Origin of the sequence: Enhygromyxa salina (assembly GCF_000737335.2) — a bacterium.
GTDB lineage: Bacteria > Myxococcota_A > Polyangia > Nannocystales > Nannocystaceae > Plesiocystis > Plesiocystis salina_C.
This window is the reverse complement of record NZ_JMCC02000011.1, coordinates 54558-73458: the sequence shown is the minus strand read 5'-3', so window position 1 is coordinate 73458 and position 18901 is coordinate 54558. Positions and strand designations below refer to the sequence as shown.

The following is an 18901-nucleotide window of genomic DNA, read 5'->3' as shown; positions in this document are numbered from 1 at the left end:
TCGTGCCGTCTGGGTCCCGGGGTGGTCCGTGGTGTAGCGAGCGCATGGCACCGCTACCCCCGCGTTGCGTCCCGAAACGAGAGGAGTGGTATCCGCTCAGTAGAGATTGTCCAGCACATAGTACCCTGTCGTCGTCTCTGAGTAGCGAAACCCCGGAGGAGCGTCCCTTTCAACCAGCGCTCGAATCTCCCTCGCGGCGATCACATCGTGTCGAATCATGTAGTGAGACAAGGGGACGGTCTCCAACAATGTCCCCGCTCGCAGCGCCTCGAGAATTTTGCCCAGATTCAACGGAGCGAAGAGTTCATCGCGGTGGGCATCGTAAGCCGAGCCAACCGTGCCTAGCGCGGCATTGGTAGCAATGAGGAAGCTCCGGACCCACTGGAGATTTTCCCACTCCTCGCTCTCGAAGTACAGATTGCCCGCGTGGAGTTCAACAGAAAGACACGTTGTCTCTCGCTGACGCCACAGGTACACGAAACAGGCGCCCCCCCCAGGAGGAAGCAAGAGCTGCAGCGCAATGTCACCCCAGTCTGCGACCTGCGCGCCGGCGACGGCGAAGTTCGTGCACCGCTGCTCCTGGCCCTCAAATCCGAAGCGACCGTCTTCGGTGTCGTAGCCAAGGCGGGCGATGGCTGCGAGTTCGGTATCCAGGGTATCCAGGGCACCACCAAGGGCTTCAATGACCGTCCTGGGATCTTGGCTGAGACAAACGAATTGAACGACATCTGGTGTGGCCATGAGTGCTCCTAAATGGCGATGACCGAAAGGCTTCGCTGCGCCCCGGCTTCCTTGAACGCGGCCCTGATGGCGCGCCCCTTTGTGCATCGGCGGCGACCAACGCGACACCGGACCGCGCTGCCGGTCGAACTCTCGTTGCTCCACTGGGAGCCCGCCGTGGTCGGACCCACGAACCCAGTCAAGACGGTCACACCGCACTCTCCACCTCCGGTGTCGGCAGCAAGCGGGTGCCAGGGACCTTCTCAATCTCGAGTATCGCGCCGGTCCGCTCGGCCAAAGCACGCACACCATCGTAGTGGTCGGGGTCGGGATCGGGGTCATTGGCCCAGTATACCCTTATCTTGTCAAAGGTCGCGGGCACGGGGGGAACGTCCAAGTCTTCGAGCACGTGGGCGTCGCCCTCGACCACGCCAAACCGACCAGGGCCGGTCCGGTATAACACCAGCTCACCACGACTCGCGTCGCTGTACCACCGAAACTCGTCGAAGACCGATCCCTCGACCAGTTCGACGAGCTCGCTGACCGGGCGATTGCAGACGGCGTCGTCCGACCACAGAACCTCGAGACGGCGGACCCGGGCGCGCAGGGGCGGTCGAGCAAGCAGAAACGCAATTGGCGTCCCATAGCTAGCCGAAACGCCGACGGTGGTGAGCTTCGGCAAGCGTCCGCACAGCTCCATGAGCGGGTCCATGAACCATTGCCCGAGCACAGTGATGCCTGACCTCTGCCGCCGAGCAGAAGTCGTCAGTGCCTCGAGCATGGCGACGGGCGCAGTGATACGGCACAGACCCGCCATCCATGGCGCGTCGACAAGCGGCGCGAGCACATTGGGCACGTCGCATTGCCCGGAGTTACGCATGAACAACTCCTCGACCGTCGACCAAGCCGTCTGCGGGACCCGGCACCCTCGCGCCACACTCTGGGAGTTGAGAACGACGCGTGTTACAAATCCGCGCTCGAACACGATGTGATCCGCGAGCGCAGTGCTGGTCGAGTAGCGCTCGCTCGCGGGCGAACTGCTCGACCGTCGCCTGTCCTCGAAACCGGTCGACCTGAAGGTGGATGAACTCTCCGCGAGGGTCCCCCCGGCCAACCAACCAGTCGGCGTAGACACGTCGGGCGTCGTTGGCTCGAGGATCGTCGTAGATCGACTCGAGCAGTCGCTGCTGGTTGGACGCGAGGGCCATGGCAGCACCAGCATAGCCTCCAATGTCGACTGAAGGTCACACCAGTCGCGGGACGGCTGTACACCAGACGACCCCCTGTTGATCTATTCTGGACAGCTGTCGACAACGGGACGCAACTGCTCAATCTCCGCCTTTCCATACGCGTCCTTCGCCGCATCATAGGACATCCGGGCCCGGGTCGTCGGCTCTGGACAGACCTGTTTGGAGCACTCCCGCGCGGGAATGGCGAACTGACCGTCGACCTCGCACCAGTACGCCGTCAGCCCGTCGGGTGTGAGCGTGTAGCGCTCGTGGATGCGGTCCGCTTCAAGCAACACGCCAGGGGTACTCTCGAACATCTCCACGTGAATGTCGGTGTCGAGCTGGCGCGACAGATCACCGCGCAACACCGTGAGCCGACGACGAGAGAAAATTTCGTCGGCGTACGGCTCGTCGGCTTGTTCTTGAGCGAATGTGGTGAGCTCTACGTAGCTCGTGACGATCTCAATCTCGAGCTGCCCATCACCGTCGACGTCAGATACCTCGGCGTGCTCGAGCACGATACGGGCCATCTCCGACCACATTGGCGCGGAGGTGTTCATGGTGCCCGCAACTTCACCACAGGCGGCGAAGAGCGAGCAGGTATCCTCGAGCACGCGCACTCGTTCGACCCGTGGCGCGGCCGGGTTGGTGAACGACACGACCGCGACCCCAAGCAGCTCCTGCACGCTCCACTGGACGACGTCCTCATCCGCGATAAAGCTGCAATCGTCCCACTCTGTCTGTGGCGTGAAGGCGCGACAGTAGTCTTCGCCGTCTACCCTGAAGAGCACCACCTCACGCCATGCGCCAGCGACAAAGCTCGCGGGACGGGAATCCATGAAGCCCACTTTGGCTCCAAGCGCCAACTCAATCAGCTCTTGAACCTGTGCGAAGTCTAGCGGCCCGGGCCGAGGAGGTTCTACGGCCTCGGGAGAGCGCGGATCCGGCAGCTCAGGGGCGCCGGGCTGGTCCGTGCCTGCGGGGGCGGGTGTTCGGCAGCCCAGCAACGCGGCAGTAAAGAGACAGACAGGTAGGCGGTGGTTTGTCATGGTGCCCCCGGGATGGTGTCGGGCGGAAGTAGATCGAGCAGGTCCTTGACCAAGTCGGGGTGTGTGCAAAGGCTGTATTCTGCCTTGATCGCGTTGAGTTCGGCTCGCAGCTGCCCCAGGTGATCGTCAATCTTTGGTGCCTTGTTTGAGGTGATGCCATATTCGGCATACATTTGAGCAGCGCCCGGCCCGTTGCGAACACGAGGTCTTCCGTCTCGACGACGTGAACGATACGGGCCAACGTGAAGGGCGCTTGGTCTCGATAGGTCTCGTCATGGACGAGCTCGACCTTGGCCGGGCCGTAGCGCGGAGATAGACGCTCGCCCTGGTGCGCACCCGCCTGAGTTACGACGCCGTCCCACTCGGCGTTGTGCGGACCATTTTGGGTTTCGGCCGCAGTCAGGGGGCGCTCGTGGACGACGCGCCCCGGGAAGCTTTCGGCAACGATCTTCAGCGACACTGGCCGTCCCCCGAGACCACGCAGTAGGTAGGTGAACTTCAGCGGGTCATGTGCCAGCACCGGGTCGCAACGCGAGATGAGCAGCGCGAGCTCGCGGTCGTCGATCGGCTCGGGCACCAGATCTGGCGGGGCCAGTTCGTCGGAGTCGTCGACTGGGTGGTCGTGTGAGTACCGCGAGATTGCTCGAGGGCGCTCGGCCACGATCACGCGACCGAAGCGAACTTCTGATTCGATCTGACTCCACTGCTCGCGGGTCGTTCGGGGCACGGCACTTCCGAGACCGGCGCGACAGATGAAGCTGTAGATGCTGCGTAGACTGAAGGTGATGCCGCCCGTGGACCGGCGGAGGATTGCCAGCGCTTGGGCGGGCGGGAGCTGGGTCCCATCCTCGATGGCGCCTCCGATGCAGAGCCATCGTTCAACGGCGGCAGAGGATGGCAACTGGAGCATCTCGCGTCGAGGTCGGCGGCGGGACACAACCTGACTCTACACGGCTGTTGCGCGGCTTGAAAGTGGTTCGGGGGCTTGCCACCGAACAACCTGGACTCAGCGGCGGAACTTCGGATTGTCGCCTTCTGGGTTCCGGCGGATGACGCTGACGCTCGAGCTCACTCCGCGTCCGCTTCATCCTCATCACGAATGATGATCACCTTCCCCCGCTCGCGCTCCCCCTCGGGCTTAGCGGCCTTGGCCTCAACCTCAGGCTCGGCCTCGGCCTCTCCGCCAACATCTGAACCCGCGTCACCCCAAACCCCAACCGTAACCGGCACCAACAATTGCCCACCCCCCTGCGGCATCGCCCAGGTATACGCCTCGACCCGCAAACAATCCTCCACAGCCCCATGGCTCTCCCCCAGCGCGGTCACATCAACCTGCTCCACCCGCCCACTCTCTGCCACGGTCATCGCAATCACCCACCGCGCCCCCTCCAGCTCCTCAATCCCCAACAGCAACGGCCGCAGACACTCACCCACGCTGGCGTGGTGACTATTGAGCACCGGCCGCAGCAGCCGTTCTTCCCACGTCCCCACAATCACCTCGGGCGGACCCAGCTGCACGCTGCCGCCAAGCTCCATCTCATCGCTGGCCCCAAACCCGCCAGCCTCAACCGCGTTCGCAAGCGGCTCCAACGCCTCTGGCTTGACGCACGCCAGGGCCGGCTCGTCGAGGGGCCGCAGCTCGCCGCTGAGCACCAAGGGAAAGCAGCGACGATTGTCCCAGGTCTGGCCAACGCCAACGGTCACGGCCCAGTCGCGCAGCACCTCACCCGCGAGCTCGCCGTCGGTCCAGCGCAGGGGCGTGTTTGCAACGATCAAATAGTCGGCGTCCGGCGGCACGATCGGCGCTGGCTCGGGCGGGGGCGACTGATCGTAGAACACCTCGAGCGCGAGGGCGCGCAGGTTCTCGCGCTCGACCGGCTCGTCGACAATACGCCGATGCTCGCCGCACTCGTTGCGGATCGTGAGCTCGAGCCGCGCGCCGCCGTCGTCGTCCAGCCACAGGGTCGAGCCCTCGGCGTCGCGCAGCAGCGGCTCGCCGGCGCTGTCGAACTTGGGCGTGTCGGTGGGGTCCCAGGCAAACCCAATGGCGTCGTCGGGGATCGGGGCCAGCACGCGAATGCCGTCGGCGTCGATCCACCGCCAGCGCGTGTTGGGGGGCGCGACCGGCAACCCGTGGGTGGACGACGCTGGCCCCACGCGCACGCCCGCGCCAACGCTGACCTGCTCCACGTCGCCCGCCGCAGAGAAGGGCGCGAACTCCAGGCTGCGGGTGGTGACCTCGGCGAGGTGCACGGCGGGCACGTAGAGCAGCGTGCGCAAGTGCGAGAGGTCGACGAAGCGCGGACCACAGCCGCGGGCGGGCTGCTCGGCCTCGCCGTCGAGATCGTTGGTGATCGCCAGAAACTCTGCCGGGCTGTCGAGCGAGCCCCCAAGCGAGGCGTCGCCGGTTCGGACCACGCCAACTACCCGAAACGCGCGCGCACGCGCGGGTCCGTTGGAGCTCAGTCCGCTCAAGGGCGGGTCCGGCAAGGTCAGCGTCCAGCTTGGGCTGGTGTAGGTTGGCCGGGCGTAGAGCCGCGCGCCGGTTGGCAGGGCGACGCGGCCCTGCAGGTGCGCGGGCGCGGGCTCGATCGTGACCTTCAGCGTGGCGTCGGCGAACTCGCTGGGGACCTGTCCGGTGTTGTTGGTGGTCTTTGGTGTGCAACCAAGCGCGAGCGCCAAGCCAGCGAACGCGACGATGCTGCGCGGAGTCACCACGCGGTGGTTTAGCAAGTCTGTCCCATGTCGGCGACCGCTCACGAACCCGGGGACTTCTCCGGGGGTGGATCGCCCGGGTCGGCGCCCGTCCAGGTCTCGCCGGCCTGCTCGTAGCGATGCTCCGCGACCAGCTGCGTGCCGACAAACACGACGCCCTCGGCTGGCGCGTCGAGCTCGCCGCGCAAGAAGGGATCCAGCGCCGGGTGGCTGACCGCGTAGTAGCCCGCCACGTCCTTGCACTGATGCACGCGGCCGCTGTGTTTGCAGGCCTCGCACCAGCCGAACATCTGGCGGGTCTCGCCCTCGTCGTTCTTGGCCTCGAAGTAGGCGAACCCGCGGGCGTCGCAGCTGGGGCAGTCGATCTCACCCACGCGCTCGCGCGACGCGAGCCGGGCAGCTCGCTCCGCCGCCGCGGCCTGCTCGGCGACATGCTCGGCGACCGGGAAGCCGCAGTCGGGGCACGCCTTGGCCCGATCCGAGACCTTCCGCTCGCACTCGGGGCAGCTGATCAGCATGGCGGGAGTGTACCTGAAGTCGCGCGGATCAGTCGGGCCGATCAGTCGGGCCAATCAGTCAGGCCGATCAGTCAGGTCGGTACATCACGATCGTGGCGTCGTGGGCCCCAAGATAGTGCTGACAAAAGATCACCCGGGCCGTCCGCGCCAGCGCCCACGCGATCCACCCCTGGGTGTCGCGGCGCGGCAGCCGAGTGCTGGGCCGCTCCCAGTCGCCGCCGCCCGACAAGAAGTTGAAGCCGAGCACGCCACCGGGCTGGGCGTCGAGGGCCGCCCACGCGCGCTCGAGCACGGCCAGCGCCGCGGCTTCGTCCAGGGTGTTGAGCGAGCCGCTGAGGACGATTGTGTTCGCGTTGTGATCGCGCACCAGCGCGTCGACCCGATCGGGCGCGGCCACGAAGTCGGCGAGCACGAACGTGGCCCGGGGCTGCGCGCGCTCCGTCATGCGCTTGCGGGCGATCTCTGCGAACTCCGGGACCGCCTCGAGCCCCAGGTAATCCGCGTACTCGATGTCGCGCTCATCCAACCAGGTCAGCAGATCACCGTGCCCGCAGCCAAGATCTGCGATCCGTCGACCGGCCAGCGAGATCGCGCCGCCGAGCACGGCGAAGCGACGCTGCTGATGCTCGCGCGAGCCAAACAACAACGCAGGAAACCCCGGACCGTGGCTGATGACGGCTCGCTGGTAGGGGCCAAGGTAGTCGCGCCGGTCGTCGGTCATATAGAGCTCGAGCCGCTCGACGAGGGACTCGAGCACGGGGGGCGTGAGGCGGGCACGACGTTGACGCTACCTGCCGCGCGCCGCCGGTTCCAGGCGGTGATCAAAACGAGCTCACGATCACGAACACCCCATTGGCCCACGGCCCGACCAAGCTCAGCGGGACCCCCTGCGGCTGCACGGGCCCATGCAGGATCCACCCAAGCTCGGCGTTGACCGCCAGCCGCACGAAGCGACCCATGCTCACGCTCAGCTGCGCGGTCGACAGCGGCCCGGCGTAGGCTTGAAATCCGGCAGAGTCGCCAAAGCTGGTGCTCCGCATCCGTACGCCGCCAACCCGAAACCCGGCGCCCCCGTAGATCGCAACCGTGCCCGCGCCGCGAGGGCCGCGGCCTGGAAACTCGCCCCAGGCGAGCAACGAGGGCGCCACGCTGACCGTGAAGGTGTTGACGAGGCCCGCCTCCTCGCCGACCGCGACGGGGACCCGCCAGTAGCTGAGCTCGCCATCGGCCTTCCAGGCGAAGTGTCGGCGCGGTCGGTGAAGGACCTCGGCCTGCTCGCCCAGCATCAGCGCGGGGCTGCGGCGGTCGAAGTAGCTGCGGACCACAAATCCATCGCCCAGCTGCCAGGGTGAAGGCGGTCGCTGGGCCACGCGCGCGGCTCGACGCGAGGCGCGGTCTTGCTCGCCCCCCAGGTTCATCCACGTTGATCGCAGCAGCGCGGCCGCGGCCCAACCCAGCTGTTCACCGCGGCGCGGCGGCGCGGGCAGGTCCACGATCTGGGTCGTGCTGATCTGCGTGAGCGGATCGATCACCGTGATCTCGACCCGCTGATCAACGCTGCAGTCGAGCAGGATCTGCGTGTGTCCAGCCTGGGCCGCCACATCCCCGCGGTAGTCGAGCCCGGCGCCAAGCTGATGCTTCACGGTGTCATGCAGCAACGCGGTGTCGAGCTCGAGGCAGGGATCCGCGTGCACCGTCAGCACCGGTCGGTCTTGCCCAGTCGCCGCAGCGAACAACAACCAGGCCAGCCACGCGGACATGCGCCATGCTACCCCAGCGCCGCCGGAGCGGCGAAAGGATCGCGCGCGCGCACCCGCCAGCCCAGCACGATGGGCACGATCGTGTAGGGCACGTTGACGAGCACGACCATCGCCAGGTTGGCCCGCTCGCGCTCGGCCACGAACTCGTAGCCAAAGTAGACCAGCGTCGAGTAGACGATCGCCGAGACGTAGAGCAGGGCGGGGATGCGGATCCATGCGTGCCCACGCACGAACGCCCAGATCAACACCAAGTAGAACGGGCCGAACACGAAGCCGTCGATCCCGCACATGATCCGCAGCCACAGCGGGGTGTCGAAGAACAGCGGATCCCACTGGGCATAGAACCGCCACGCGCTGCCAAAGGGATCGGTGGCGGCCCGCAGGTCCACGCCAAACACGATGTACATCTCCATCACCAGCGAGGTGAAGGCAAACACGCAGAAGCAGGCGACCAGCGCGAGGTCGAGCCGGCGCTGGGACAGGGGGAGGACAGACCGCGCTTGCACGAGGTGGCAGTCTATATCTACCGTCGTCGCGTGACCGAAGGGATTCCTGGATCTCCGACCATCGAGCTGCGCCTGCAGATCGCCCGTGAGCTTGGCTGGCGCGCGCGTTGCCTGGACCCGGAGACCGGCTGGCTGTGGCTGCTCGAGCGTGGGGACCAACGCCGGGTGTTGCACGGGGCCCACACCCCCATCAATGATCACGCGGCGGCGACCCTGGCGCTGGACAAGTCGCACACGGCGATGGTGCTCGAGCACTTTGGCGTGCGCGTGCCACAGAGCGCTCGCTGCATCGCGCCGGGGATGATCCTGGATGCGCTGGGGCGCGATCCCTATCCGAGCCAGCGCGGGTTGGCCCCGGCGTTGGCGATGGCCGAGCGGGCCGGCTACCCGTTGGTGGTCAAGCCCAACCGTGGGTCGCGGGGTCGCGGGGTCAGCCTCGCGGTCGATGAAGCCAGCCTCGCGGCGGCGGTCACCGAGGCGTGGACGATCGATCGGATCGCGCTGGTCCAGCTGCCGGTGCCGGGCTTTGATCTGCGGATCGACGTCCTCGATGGTGAGCTGCTGCTGGCCTACGTCCGGCGCCCGCTCGAGCTCGTTGGCGACGGGCGCTCGAACATGATCGAGCTGCACGAGCGCACGGACACGCGCGCGCTCGATCCCACCTTCGCGGCCAAGCTTCGCGCCAGCGCGCCGTGGATCGAGACCCTGCGCGAGGCTGGGCTCGGGCCGGACTCGGTGCTGCCCGACGGGCAGCGGCTCGAGTTTCGGACCACGATCTACAACCTGCATCGCTGCTGCGTGGGCGAGCTGGTCCGCGACCTGCCGGATCACTGGCTCCAATTGACCCTGCAGATCGCCAAGCACATGGGCCTGCGCCACGCGGGGGTGGATCTGCGCGTGCCCATGGCCAAGCCAGATCCGCTCGCGCAGCCGATCGAGGTCGCAACGGTGCTCGAGGTCAACGCCTCGCCCGCGGTCGGGCAGATCGCCAAGCTCGGCGGCGCCGCCGAAGCGCTGGCCACCGAGCGCAAGATCGTCACGCTCGCGCTTGGCTGAGCTGCTCGAGCGCGGTGGCCAGGTGCTCGTAGTCGGCGGCCTCGTTGTAGACGTGGCAGCTGATCCGCGTGTAGCGGACGCCGGCGAATTCCATCACGGGGATCTCGATCGCAAATCGCTCGAGCAGCGCGGCTTGGAGTTGTTCGGGGCCGCGGTCGTCGGCTTGGGGTTGCAGCGAGTCCGGCAGCCGCAGCGTGGCCATGCTGCCCAGCATCGAGCCGTCGAGCGGCGACAGCGGAGTGAGCCCCAAGCGCTCACACAACATCGCGTGCATGTGGGTCGCCAGCTCATGGTTGTGGCGTCGCACGGCGTCCCAGCCCCCAAATCGATCCATGAACGCGATCGCCTCGGCGGCCAGCAACCATGGCGTGGGATCGATCGTGCCTTGCCAGTCGAGCTCGGCGGTCAGGCCCTCGTCTAGGTGATGCGAGATGATCGGCGCGTGGATCTGCGCGGCCAGATCCGGGCGAACGGTCAACAGCGCGCAGCCTCGCAGGGCGCAGGTCCACTTGTGCAGGTTGCCGGTCCACGCTGCGGCCTGGGGCGCCTCGGCGGCGGGCTGATCGAGCATGCCGGGGCTGTGGGCGCCGTCGATCACGACCTCGACCCCGCGCGCGGCCGCGGCCGCCACAATGTCCGCGACCGGCAACCGCAACGCCGAAGGTGAGGTGATCTGATCGAGCACGAGGACCTTGGTCGCAGGCGTCACGGCGGCCATCGTGATCGCCACGACCTGCTCGGCGCCGCTGACCGGCAGCGGCAGCGCGACCTGTCGGATCACGACGCCGCGACGCCGCGCGATCACTTTGAGCGTCTGCCAGATCGCGTTGTATCCGTGGTCGAGATGGAGCAGCTCGTCGCCGGGTGACAGCGGGATCGATCCCAGCACCGCGTTGATGCCCGCCGTCGCGTTGGTGACGAAGCCAGTCGACTGCGGCGGCGCGCCAACAAACGCCGCGCACTGCTCGGCCACTCGACGGATCTGGGGCATCGCTCCACGCCACACCCCGTCGATCGGGTTGCGCTCGATCTCCCTGCGCAGCTCCGCCGATCGCTCGAGCAGCTCGAGCGGCACGGCACCGAAGGACCCGTGGTTGAGGAAGGTCAGGCGCTCGTCGAGCCCCCAATGGACCCGTGCGCCGCGACCAAATGGACTGGCGAGATCGCGCATGAGAGCGAGCATAACTGCCCTCGCCCGCGGCCCAGCGGCTTGCCCGTGGGTGTCGCGGGTAGTCCGCGGCGCTTGCTCACGAAGCGAAACGGGCTCTGAACTGTGTCTAGCTCCCGGTCGTGGGGGCAGTGGGGAAGATTGGGCAAACGGTTTGCCTTCGCCGCAGTGACGTGCGAATTGTCTGAAATGCGCAGCCGCTTGATCCTTTCGCTCGTCCCCGCGCTCCTCCTCGTCGCTGGTTGTGGCGATGACATCCCCGGTGAGTTCGACTCTGCGGGTTCGCCGACCGACAGCTCGGGCACGGCGACAGACACCGGTGTGCCGGCCGACCTGCCAGAGACCGGCGGTCCGGGCGAGACGACCGGCGATGGCGATGGCGACCCCGGTGGTACCGGTGATGGCGATGGCGATGGTGATGGCGATCCGGATCCGACCACGGGTGGATCCGTGTGTGGTGATGGGGCGGTCGATCCCGGCGAGCAGTGCGACACGGATGACCTCAAGGGGCAGACCTGCGAGTCGCTTGGCTACGCGTCGGGGATGTTGGCCTGCGACCCGGTGACCTGCACCTACGATGCTTCGGACTGCATGATCGACATGGACGGCGGCAGCGGCGGCACTACGGGGTAGTTATTACCCCCACAGGCGGTTTCGCACTTCGCGGTCACTCGCTGCGCTCGCTCCCAATGGGGCGTTTGTTCGCAGGGGTATGATTGGCCCCCTAGAAGGGGGCTCTCGTCTGGGTACCTACGGCCACCGGATGGCGCTCCATCTGTGTGGGCGGCTTCGCACCTTTGGGCCGCTGGTCTAGGATCTAGGAGGGGCTCTTGTCTGGGTACCTACGGCCACCGGATGGCGCTGGTGCCTACGGCCACCAGATGGCGCTCCATCTGTTTGGGCGGCTTCGCACCTTCGGGCACCCACACATGGCTTCGCACCTTCGTGTGTTTTTTGTTTGGGCTATTCGGGGTGGTCGGCGAAGTAGCGGTTCCAGTATTTGGCGCAGGTTGGATAGGTCTTTTCGATGTTCTGCTCGGCGGTTCGTTCGAGCAGGCCGCCGACGCCGAAGATCGAGCAGTCGATTGTCATCTCGGTTCGCCAGCGCATGCGGGATTCGCCGATTGGTTCGGCCCACATTTTTGCGCTGAGCTTCATGCGCTCGCCAAAGATATTGGTGCGATTGCTGAACTCGAAGCGCTGGGTCTTTCGATCGAAGCGACCTTTTTCTTGATAGCCAAGCTGCTCACCGATGAGCTTGGCGGCTTTGCCTGAGATGTCCAGCTTGGGCTGGGCCGAGAGGTGACGGATGATCTCGTGCTCGTCGCTGCGAAACTCCGTGTACTTCGGGGCGGACCAACCCAGGCCGCGCTCGAAGGTCTCGCGCGTGAAGTCTTCGTCGAAGTAGAGCCGCCAGAAGCGGTCGGGGGGGCAGTCGAGCTCGAGGGAGATGTCGCAGCGCCGCATGAGGCGAGTTAATACTCGAAATTTTGGTCGAGACTCAGTCTGGGTCTTCGTAGGTGTCGTAGCGGATCCCGATGATCGTCAGCTCGAGGTCGCCCTTGGGCCGACGGACGACGACCTCGTCGTCAACGCGCTTGCCCAGCAGCGCCAGGCCGATCGGGGACGACACGCTGATCTTGCCGAGCTTGACGTCCCACTCGTCACTGCCGACCAGCTGCCAGGTGTTTTGCTCGCCGTCTTCGTCCTCGACGCTCACGTGGGCGCCGAAGTAGACCTTGCCGTCAGTCGGCGAAGCGCGAACGATCTCGAGCGCGGCGAGCCGCTTGTTGAGCCAGCGGACGCGGCGGTCAATCTCCCGCAGGCGCCGCTTACCGTACTGGTACTCGGCGTTCTCGGATCGATCGCCCTGCTCGGCCGCAGCGGTGACTTCGCGGGTGACCTGCGGCCGCTCGACCTTCCACAGATGGTCGAGCTCGGCCCGCAGCGCAGCATAGCCCGCTGGCGTGATCTTCTTGTCGAGGTCAGCCATGTCAGTGGTTGTCTTGGATGGCGCGGGCACGGAAGTTCCACAAGCAACTCCCGCGGACCCGGAGGGCTCGGCCCGACCGCCGGGGTGGGGGCCCCATGACGGCTCCGCCGGCATGGGGGAGGGGCTGTGAAGCCTCATCGAGATCGAGTAACGAGGGCACGGACACGGAAGTTCCGCAAGCAACTCCCGCGGACCCGGAGGGCTCGGCCCGACCGCAGGGGTGGGGGCCCCATGACGGCTCCGCCGGCATGGGGGAGGGGCTGTGAAGCCCCTCAACCAGAAATAGAGTCCCTAGTTGGCTGGGTCAGGAGGAACTCCTGACCCATCCAACTAGGGCAGCGCGCCTTCGTCGATCCACTGCTCGATCAGCGCGATCGTGTCTTCCGGGAGCGGGGCAGCGCCGCTGCCGGCAGGCATCGAGGCGCCCTGGCCACCGAACTCCATCTGGGTCCCGCGCAGCTTCGCGATGACGTAGCTGTTCGCCGAGTTGCCGGCTTCCACGAAGGTCTTTCCGGCCGCCTGCGTGGTCGCGCTGCCGATCAGGTTGTCGGTCGCGTCGACGCTGAGGTCGAGGGCCGCGTAGACGCCACCAGGCATGTGACACCCGGTCACGCAGTTGTCGTCCCAGATGGGTTGGATGTCGGCAGCGTGGGAGAGCCCCGCGTCGCCGTCGCCATCGCCGTCGCCATCGCCGTTGTCGGTCGTGTCGCCGGTGGCTTCACCGTCGCCCATGTCGTCGCCGCTGTCGCAAGCGAGCGCGCTCGAACCAAGCACGAGAACGAAACCGAGCGCGGCTGCGCGGACGCCAGAGCGATTCAGGAGGCTGTTCATGGACTCCGTTATCACCCTCCTTGCTCTGCTTGCAAGAACTCCATGGTTGGTAGGGCTGAAAATGAAATTCAACACTGCTAAGGTGCCGCCCGTGCGGGCCTGGTTCCTACCTGTGGTGTTGTTCGTGTGTCTCGCTGAGGGGGGCTGCGCCAAGGATCCTGGTGACCCACCTGCGGGCGAGGCCAAGTCGGATCAGCCCGATCCTGCAAACTTGCGCGAGGCGCAGGACGAGGCGAGCCCAGCCAAGCAATCTGACGACGCGTACACACCCACGCTGCCCAGCGTCTCGCTCGAGGCGGCCGCCAGCGGCTACGAGCTGCTCGCGGTTGGCAGCGAGCCTGTCCAGCGTCTTCGCCTGGTGCCCGCGGCGGGACAGGTCGAGAACATCGCGCTCACGATGGGCTTGCGCATGCAGATCACCGGGCCCGGGATTGCGCCGATCGTTCAGAACCTGCCGCCGCTGCGCCAGATCAATTCTGCCCAGACGATCTCGGTAGGCGAGGGCAGGATCGAAGCGAAGATCGTGTCCGAGCGGTTCGCGGTCGACGGCGCGGGCGCGAACAGCCAGATGGCGGCGATGATGCAGGCGTCGATCGAGCAGATCCGCGGGTTCGAGCAGCGCTTGGTGTTCGATGATCGGGGCGCGGTGATCGAGGGCGCGCTGGCGATCCCGGAGGGCGCGAACCTGCAGCTGGCCCAGACCTTCGAGACCATGCGCCAGACCTTCGAGCAGGTGCTGGTCCAGTTCCCCGAGCCGGGCGTGGGGATCGGGGCCAGCTGGCGAGAGACCCGGGCGCTCGCCAACAACGGCATCGAGCTCGAGCAGACCTCGCAGTTCGAGCTGGTCGCGCGCGAGGGCGACGCGCTGACCCTCGAGATGCAATCCAGCCAGCGGCCGCTGACCGACAAGTTCACGCCTCCCGACAAGCCCGATGGGGAGGTCTCGCTACTTCAGTTCGACTCGCGCGGAGGCGGGCGCGTCGTCTACGAGCTCGCCAAGCTGATGCCGATGTTCGTGCACACCAAGACCATGACCGAGTTCACGATCGAGGCGTCGATCGGCGGGCGCACGCAGCAGCTCACCACCAAGATCGACATCGAGCTGAAGCTCGAGCGGCTCGACTGAGCCGGCCGATCGCCATCACATCGTCTGCATCCAAAACCACACCGGGATGTCGACGCCGGCCTCGAGCTTGGGGGCGTCGACGTCGGCGAACTCCAGCACGCCGTGCACGCACGCGTTGCCGAACACGTCGCCCAGGGTGCCCGCGCTGACCTGCACCGCCCCGCGCTTGTCGCCCGACAGCTCGACGTGAAAGGTCAGTCGGGTCGCGTCGGTCGGGCTGCGCGCGAGCACGTCGGCGTAGCAGGCCTCGAGCGCGGGGCGGACGTCAGCGACCAACTCTCGGGCAAATCGGCGCGCTGCTTTTCGCTCGGCTCGGCTGTCGGCGCCGCGCACGGAGATCGATCCCGCCCGCACCAGCGGTCGGCGGTGCTCGGCCTCGGAGTCGTCGAACAGCGAGCCGCCCACGCTGCTGCCGCTGTGGAAGTAGGCCTGGACGCGAGGGTGGTCGAGCCCCGGAAACAACCAATCGGGCCGCTTCTTGGTTCGAACGACGATCTCGATGGGCTTGTCTGCTTCGCTGTCGCAGCGCTCCGGTTGGGCCTCACAGCGGTCATGCTCGGGCGGACTCGCGGTCTGCAATGGCACGGCAAGCAGTGACAAGCTCAACAGCACACTCGATGACGTCGACATCTGGCGAGCAACGTGTGCTCCGGCCCGCACTTTCATCACCACCTATTGGATCGGCGCCGAACACGTGGGCTCTGGCGTGGCCAGTCGTCTGGAGCTTCGGTTGCCGGCGTGATAACCAAACGTCACGCATCCCGGTAACCGTGGCTCGACCAGTTGTCGTGCGCCCAGGTCCGAGCGAGTGACGGGGTCCTCGCGCTGACGGCCTGATACGGCGTCACCCTTCCCACAACTGCGAACGTGGCCTGGTTGCCGGGATGCATCTCACTGGCCAAATGTGCCGTTCGGTTGGCGCGTCACGCGATGCGATAATGCCGGGAGCTCTCTTGGAATGCGCCGTCCGTTCAATCGCCTGTTCTTGCTGTTCGGGTTTCTGGTCATCACGCTGCTCATCGCGGCGAGCGGCTACATGCTGGGCATGCGCCACCTCGAGGGGCAAGAGCGCGACTTTTGGAGCAGCTTGGAGTGGGCGTCCGAGACCCTGACGACGACCGGCTACGGCAACGACTCGCACTGGGATAGCCCGCTGATGGTCGTGTTCGTGGCGTCGGTCCAGTTCTTTGGGCTCATGGTCACCCTGTCGATCGTCCCGCTGGTGCTGATCCCATGGTTTGAGAGCCGGTTCGAGGCGCGCTTGCCCTCGGCGCTGCCGGTGCTCGAGAATTTCGTGCTCATCTATCGCTGGGGCCCGGCGGTCTCGAGCTTGGTCGTTGACATGGGCAGCCAGAGCATCGCGGCGGTGATCCTCGAGGAGAACGAGACGCGCGCGCGGTGGCTGCGGGAGAAGGGCCACCGGGTCGTCTACGCGAGCCTCGAAGAGGGGCAGCTGGATCTGGCAGGGGTCGAGCGCTGTCGGGCGATCATCGCCAACGGCGAGGATCACGACAACGCAACGGTGATCGCGATGGCGCGCCAGCGCGGATTCGAGGGCCAGATCTTCGCGCTCGTCGACACGCCCAAGCACCGTCGGCCGATCATCTTGTCCGGCGCCGACGCAGTCTACAGCCCGATGCACTCGCTGGCCGCCGGCCTGGCCGCCAAGGCGAGCGAGCGCATCGCTCCGCGGGTCACTGGCGTCCAACTGCTAGGTGACGACGTCGAGATCGCCGAGCTTCGGATCCCGGCCAGCTCGGAGGTCGCGGGCAAGACCCTGGCCGAGATCGGCCTGCGCCGTCTGACCGGCGCGACGATCGTTGGCCAGTGGTACGGCGGCGACTTCCACGGCCAGCCCAGCCCCGACACCAGGCTAGAGCCTGGGGCGATCGTGGTCGCGCTTGGCAACGAAGAGGCGCTGGCGAAGCTCGGTGAGCTGGCCACGCCGCTCGAGCGCAGCGGGCCGCTGCTGGTCATTGGGTTTGGCGAGGTCGGCCAGAAGCTGGTCGAGATGCTCGAGAGCGTGGGCGAGCGCGTCATGGTCCTGGCCCGGGATCCGCACGAGCGCCTGGACCTGTGTGGCGACGCTCTGGATCCGCAGGTGCTCGAGCAGATCGGCCTGCTGCGCGCGCGCTCGGTGATCCTCGCGTTCTCCAACGACAGCACCACCTTGTTCGCGGTCACGATCATCCGCGACCTCGCGCCCGACCTACCGATCATCGCCGCGGTCGACCGCGCCGAGAACATCCCGCGGGTCCACCGGGCCGGGGCTGACTTCGCGCTGTCGATCTCACAGGTCACCGCGCAGCTGCTGGGGCACAAGCTGTTCGGCGAGAAGTTCATCGCGGTCGAGCCCCGGATCCGCGTGTTCGAGGCCAGGGCGACGCCCTTTGTTGGGCTGACGCTGGGCAACGCCCGCATCCCGGAGCGCACCGGGTGCACCGTGGTTGCGATCGATCGCTACAAGAAGACGATGACCGAGTTTGGGGTGGGAATGACCTTCTCGATCGGCGACAAGATCTTCTTGTGTGGATCCGGCGAGGCCCACGATCGCTTCTTCGCCGAGTTTCCGAAGGCGAAGCCAGAGTAGCGACTCAGTTGACCCAATCGTTGCCAGTTCCCTGCGGGGAGGGGCCGGGCTGTGGGCCACGCTCGCAGCCGCGCACGCTCACTGGGTGCCGAAGTTCTGGGTCCAGTAGTGAGCGTAGTCGCCGCCCGGGTAGTAGCCGACGCCGATCTCCTCGAAGTCCGGGTTCATCAGGTTGGCGCAGTGGCCATCGGAGTCCATCCACGCGTTGACGACCGCCAACGGCGAGGCTTGTCCGGCGGCGATGTTCTCGCTGGCGAGCGACCACGGATAGCCGGCCAAGGACATGCGATCCCATGGTTGCTGGTTGTCGGGGTTCACGTGGGCGAAGAAGTCGCGCGTGACCATGTCTTTGGAGTGCCTGCGGGCCGAGCAGCGCAGCGCCGCGTGCATGACCAGGGCGGGCGCCGGGCCAAACACGCCCTGGCTGTGGCAGTTGGCCCCCGCCGCGCGCTTTTGATTGGTCCGAACCAAGACCTGCTCCTCCCAGTTTGCCCACGCCGCGTCCCAGTTCTTGACCGAAGCGCAGTAATTATTGTTGGGCACCTCGGACACGCACACGCCGCTGCAGCCGTCGTTGCTTTGGTTGTTGCCGTCGTCGCACTGCTCGACGCCCTGGTTCTTGAAGCCGTCGCCGCACACATTGTTGACGCAGGTGTTGAGGCAGGCGTCGTTGTTCTGGTTGTCACCGTCGTCGCACTGCTCGACGCCCTGGTGCTTGAAGCCGTCGCCGCACACGTTGTTGGCGCAGCTGTTGAGGCAGGCGTCGTTGTTTTGGTTGTTGCCGTCGTCGCACTGCTCGACGCCCTGGTGCTTGAACCCATCGCCACACTCGGCCAACACGCAGCTGTTGAGGCAGGCGTCGTTGTTCTTGTTGTTGCCGTCGTCGCAGGCTTCGCCGGGCTGGACGACCCCGTCTCCGCAGCTTGCGAGGGCGCAGCTGTTGGTGCACGCGTCGCCGTTGTTGGCGTTGCCGTCGTCGCAGGCTTCGCCAGGCCCAACGAACCCGTCGCCACAGGTTGCCGCGCTGCAGTCGTTGAGGCAGGCGTCCTCGTTGCTGGCGTTTTGGTCGTCACATTCCTCGGCGCCCTCGTGGATGAAGCCATCTCCGCAGCTCGCGGGCGTGCAGGTGTCCAGGCAGGCGTCGTTGTTGTCGGCGTTGCCGTCGTCGCACAGCTCCGTGCCCTGGACCGCGCCATCTCCACAGGAGCTGACCTTGCACTCGTTGGTGCAGTCGTCGTTGTCAATCGCGTTGCCGTCGTCGCAGCCCTCACCGGGCCCGACGTAGCCGTCGCCGCAGACGTTGGTGGTGCACGCTTCCGTGCACGCGCCCACGCCGTTGAGGGCGCCCTCGTCACACTCCTCGCCAGGCTGGAGCTGACCGTCGCCACACGAGGCGTCGCCGTCGCCGTCACCCGGATCACCGTCACCCGGATCGCCGTCACCCGAATCACCGTCACCCGGATCGCCGTCACCCGGATCGCCATCGCCGGCATCCCAGCTGGTGCTCAGGCCGTCTTCGGACTCACTGCCGCTGGCGCCTGTGAATTGCTCGTCGAAGTCGACGCCCGTGTAACAGCCAGACAGCGGCAGCAGCAGCCCAGAAACCACCGCGATGCAACGCAGATTGCTCACCGCGACAC

20 protein-coding genes are annotated in these 18901 nt (G+C 66.5%); 4 read left to right on the top strand and 16 right to left on the bottom strand.

The genetic code is table 11. The annotated features are described in order from the left end of the window. Window positions 1-96 precede the first annotated feature (96 nt). From DB30_RS06135 to DB30_RS06090, 10 genes are all read right to left on the bottom strand, one after another. Window positions 97-741 (bottom strand): hypothetical protein, encoded by a 645-nt coding sequence (locus tag DB30_RS06135; protein ID WP_052547034.1) that lies wholly within the window; start codon window positions 739-741, stop codon window positions 97-99. 187 nt (window positions 742-928) lie between these two features. After that, a complete protein-coding gene (locus DB30_RS06130) occupies window positions 929-1600 on the bottom strand; it encodes a hypothetical protein (protein WP_146658133.1) in 672 nt (223 codons plus the stop codon). After that, window positions 1593-1928, bottom strand: coding sequence for a TIGR02996 domain-containing protein (locus DB30_RS06125; protein ID WP_146658132.1), 336 nt, complete (start codon window positions 1926-1928; stop codon window positions 1593-1595). Before DB30_RS06125 ends, DB30_RS06130 begins: the two co-directional genes overlap by 8 nt. 83 nt (window positions 1929-2011) lie before the next feature. Next, the gene (locus DB30_RS06120; protein WP_146658131.1) at window positions 2012-2788 is read right to left on the bottom strand and encodes a hypothetical protein; all 777 of its coding nucleotides are present in this window, start codon (window positions 2786-2788) and stop codon (window positions 2012-2014) included. A 112-nt stretch (window positions 2789-2900) separates the two neighbouring features. Next, entirely contained in the window at window positions 2901-3908 is a 1008-nt protein-coding gene (locus DB30_RS06115; protein WP_146658130.1) for a hypothetical protein, read from the bottom strand. Between the two features lie 158 nt (window positions 3909-4066). Beyond that, entirely contained in the window at window positions 4067-5713 is a 1647-nt protein-coding gene (locus tag DB30_RS06110; RefSeq protein WP_146658129.1) for a hypothetical protein, read from the bottom strand. A 41-nt stretch (window positions 5714-5754) separates the two neighbouring features. Then, on the bottom strand, window positions 5755-6231 hold the full coding sequence (locus DB30_RS06105) for a zinc-ribbon domain-containing protein (protein WP_052547030.1): 477 nt from the start codon (window positions 6229-6231) through the stop codon (window positions 5755-5757). Between the two features lie 67 nt (window positions 6232-6298). Beyond that, on the bottom strand, window positions 6299-6988 hold the full coding sequence (locus DB30_RS06100) for a class I SAM-dependent methyltransferase (RefSeq protein ID WP_052547029.1): 690 nt from the start codon (window positions 6986-6988) through the stop codon (window positions 6299-6301). A 64-nt stretch (window positions 6989-7052) separates the two neighbouring features. After that, on the bottom strand, window positions 7053-7991 hold the full coding sequence (locus DB30_RS06095; protein ID WP_052547028.1) for a hypothetical protein: 939 nt from the start codon (window positions 7989-7991) through the stop codon (window positions 7053-7055). Window positions 7992-7999: 8 nt separating this feature from the next. Then, window positions 8000-8497, bottom strand: coding sequence for an EXPERA domain-containing protein (locus DB30_RS06090; protein WP_052547027.1), 498 nt, complete (start codon window positions 8495-8497; stop codon window positions 8000-8002). 30 nt (window positions 8498-8527) lie between these two features. Here DB30_RS06090 and DB30_RS06085 point away from each other — a divergent pair, with 30 nt between their 5' ends. After that, window positions 8528-9553, top strand: a complete 1026-nt coding sequence (locus DB30_RS06085; protein ID WP_146658128.1) for an ATP-grasp domain-containing protein — start codon at window positions 8528-8530, stop codon at window positions 9551-9553. On the opposite strand, the gene DB30_RS06080 is transcribed toward DB30_RS06085, so the two are convergent. Further along, window positions 9534-10724 (bottom strand): aminotransferase class V-fold PLP-dependent enzyme, encoded by a 1191-nt coding sequence (locus tag DB30_RS06080; RefSeq protein ID WP_052547025.1) that lies wholly within the window; start codon window positions 10722-10724, stop codon window positions 9534-9536. The genes DB30_RS06085 and DB30_RS06080 overlap by 20 nt on opposite strands. 186 nt (window positions 10725-10910) lie before the next feature. Here DB30_RS06080 and DB30_RS06075 point away from each other — a divergent pair, with 186 nt between their 5' ends. Further along, window positions 10911-11354 carry a hypothetical protein gene (locus DB30_RS06075; protein ID WP_052547024.1) on the top strand — a complete coding sequence of 148 codons (444 nt, stop codon included), beginning with the start codon at window positions 10911-10913 and terminating at the stop codon, window positions 11352-11354. Between the two features lie 330 nt (window positions 11355-11684). Here the strand turns inward: DB30_RS06075 and DB30_RS06070 are convergent, their stop codons facing one another. From DB30_RS06070 to DB30_RS06060, 3 genes are all read right to left on the bottom strand, one after another. Continuing rightward, a complete protein-coding gene (locus DB30_RS06070) occupies window positions 11685-12188 on the bottom strand; it encodes a DUF2505 family protein (RefSeq protein ID WP_052547023.1) in 504 nt (167 codons plus the stop codon). A 34-nt stretch (window positions 12189-12222) separates the two neighbouring features. Next, window positions 12223-12714, bottom strand: a complete 492-nt coding sequence (gene greB, locus DB30_RS06065; protein WP_052547022.1) for a transcription elongation factor GreB — start codon at window positions 12712-12714, stop codon at window positions 12223-12225. Window positions 12715-13044: 330 nt separating this feature from the next. Next, complete coding sequence (locus DB30_RS06060; RefSeq protein WP_052547021.1) at window positions 13045-13545, bottom strand: hypothetical protein; 501 nt, start codon at window positions 13543-13545, stop codon at window positions 13045-13047. A 91-nt stretch (window positions 13546-13636) separates the two neighbouring features. Between DB30_RS06060 and DB30_RS06055 the strand changes: the two genes are divergently transcribed. Further along, window positions 13637-14671: a DUF6263 family protein gene (locus DB30_RS06055; protein WP_146658125.1), complete on the top strand. Its 1035-nt coding sequence runs from the start codon at window positions 13637-13639 to the stop codon at window positions 14669-14671. 15 nt (window positions 14672-14686) lie between these two features. Here DB30_RS06055 and DB30_RS06050 read toward each other — a convergent pair whose 3' ends face one another. Beyond that, complete coding sequence (locus DB30_RS06050) at window positions 14687-15271, bottom strand: hypothetical protein (protein ID WP_165703643.1); 585 nt, start codon at window positions 15269-15271, stop codon at window positions 14687-14689. 358 nt (window positions 15272-15629) lie between these two features. Here DB30_RS06050 and DB30_RS06045 point away from each other — a divergent pair, with 358 nt between their 5' ends. Next, complete coding sequence (locus tag DB30_RS06045; RefSeq protein WP_052547018.1) at window positions 15630-17261, top strand: potassium channel family protein; 1632 nt, start codon at window positions 15630-15632, stop codon at window positions 17259-17261. 78 nt (window positions 17262-17339) lie between these two features. On the opposite strand, the gene DB30_RS06040 is transcribed toward DB30_RS06045, so the two are convergent. After that, complete coding sequence (locus DB30_RS06040; protein WP_052547017.1) at window positions 17340-18893, bottom strand: DUF4215 domain-containing protein; 1554 nt, start codon at window positions 18891-18893, stop codon at window positions 17340-17342. Window positions 18894-18901: the final 8 nt, after the last annotated feature.

Excerpts from the sequence above, each read along its gene's own strand:
- DB30_RS06135 (WP_052547034.1), bottom strand. The coding sequence starts at position 741 with ATGGCCACACCAGATGTCGTTCAATTCGTTTGTCTCAGCCAAGATCCC.
- DB30_RS06130 (WP_146658133.1), bottom strand. The coding sequence starts at position 1,600 with ATGCGTAACTCCGGGCAATGCGACGTGCCCAATGTGCTCGCGCCGCTT.
- DB30_RS06125 (WP_146658132.1), bottom strand. The coding sequence starts at position 1,928 with ATGGCCCTCGCGTCCAACCAGCAGCGACTGCTCGAGTCGATCTACGAC.
- DB30_RS06120 (WP_146658131.1), bottom strand. The coding sequence starts at position 2,788 with ATGGATTCCCGTCCCGCGAGCTTTGTCGCTGGCGCATGGCGTGAGGTG.
- DB30_RS06115 (WP_146658130.1), bottom strand. The coding sequence starts at position 3,908 with ATGCTCCAGTTGCCATCCTCTGCCGCCGTTGAACGATGGCTCTGCATC.
- DB30_RS06105 (WP_052547030.1), bottom strand. The coding sequence starts at position 6,231 with ATGCTGATCAGCTGCCCCGAGTGCGAGCGGAAGGTCTCGGATCGGGCC.
- DB30_RS06095 (WP_052547028.1), bottom strand. The coding sequence starts at position 7,991 with ATGTCCGCGTGGCTGGCCTGGTTGTTGTTCGCTGCGGCGACTGGGCAA.
- DB30_RS06080 (WP_052547025.1), bottom strand. The coding sequence starts at position 10,724 with ATGCGCGATCTCGCCAGTCCATTTGGTCGCGGCGCACGGGTCCATTGG.
- DB30_RS06075 (WP_052547024.1), top strand. The coding sequence starts at position 10,911 with ATGCGCAGCCGCTTGATCCTTTCGCTCGTCCCCGCGCTCCTCCTCGTC.
- DB30_RS06070 (WP_052547023.1), bottom strand. The coding sequence starts at position 12,188 with ATGCGGCGCTGCGACATCTCCCTCGAGCTCGACTGCCCCCCCGACCGC.
- greB (WP_052547022.1), bottom strand. The coding sequence starts at position 12,714 with ATGGCTGACCTCGACAAGAAGATCACGCCAGCGGGCTATGCTGCGCTG.
- DB30_RS06060 (WP_052547021.1), bottom strand. The coding sequence starts at position 13,545 with ATGAACAGCCTCCTGAATCGCTCTGGCGTCCGCGCAGCCGCGCTCGGT.
- DB30_RS06045 (WP_052547018.1), top strand. The coding sequence starts at position 15,630 with ATGCGCCGTCCGTTCAATCGCCTGTTCTTGCTGTTCGGGTTTCTGGTC.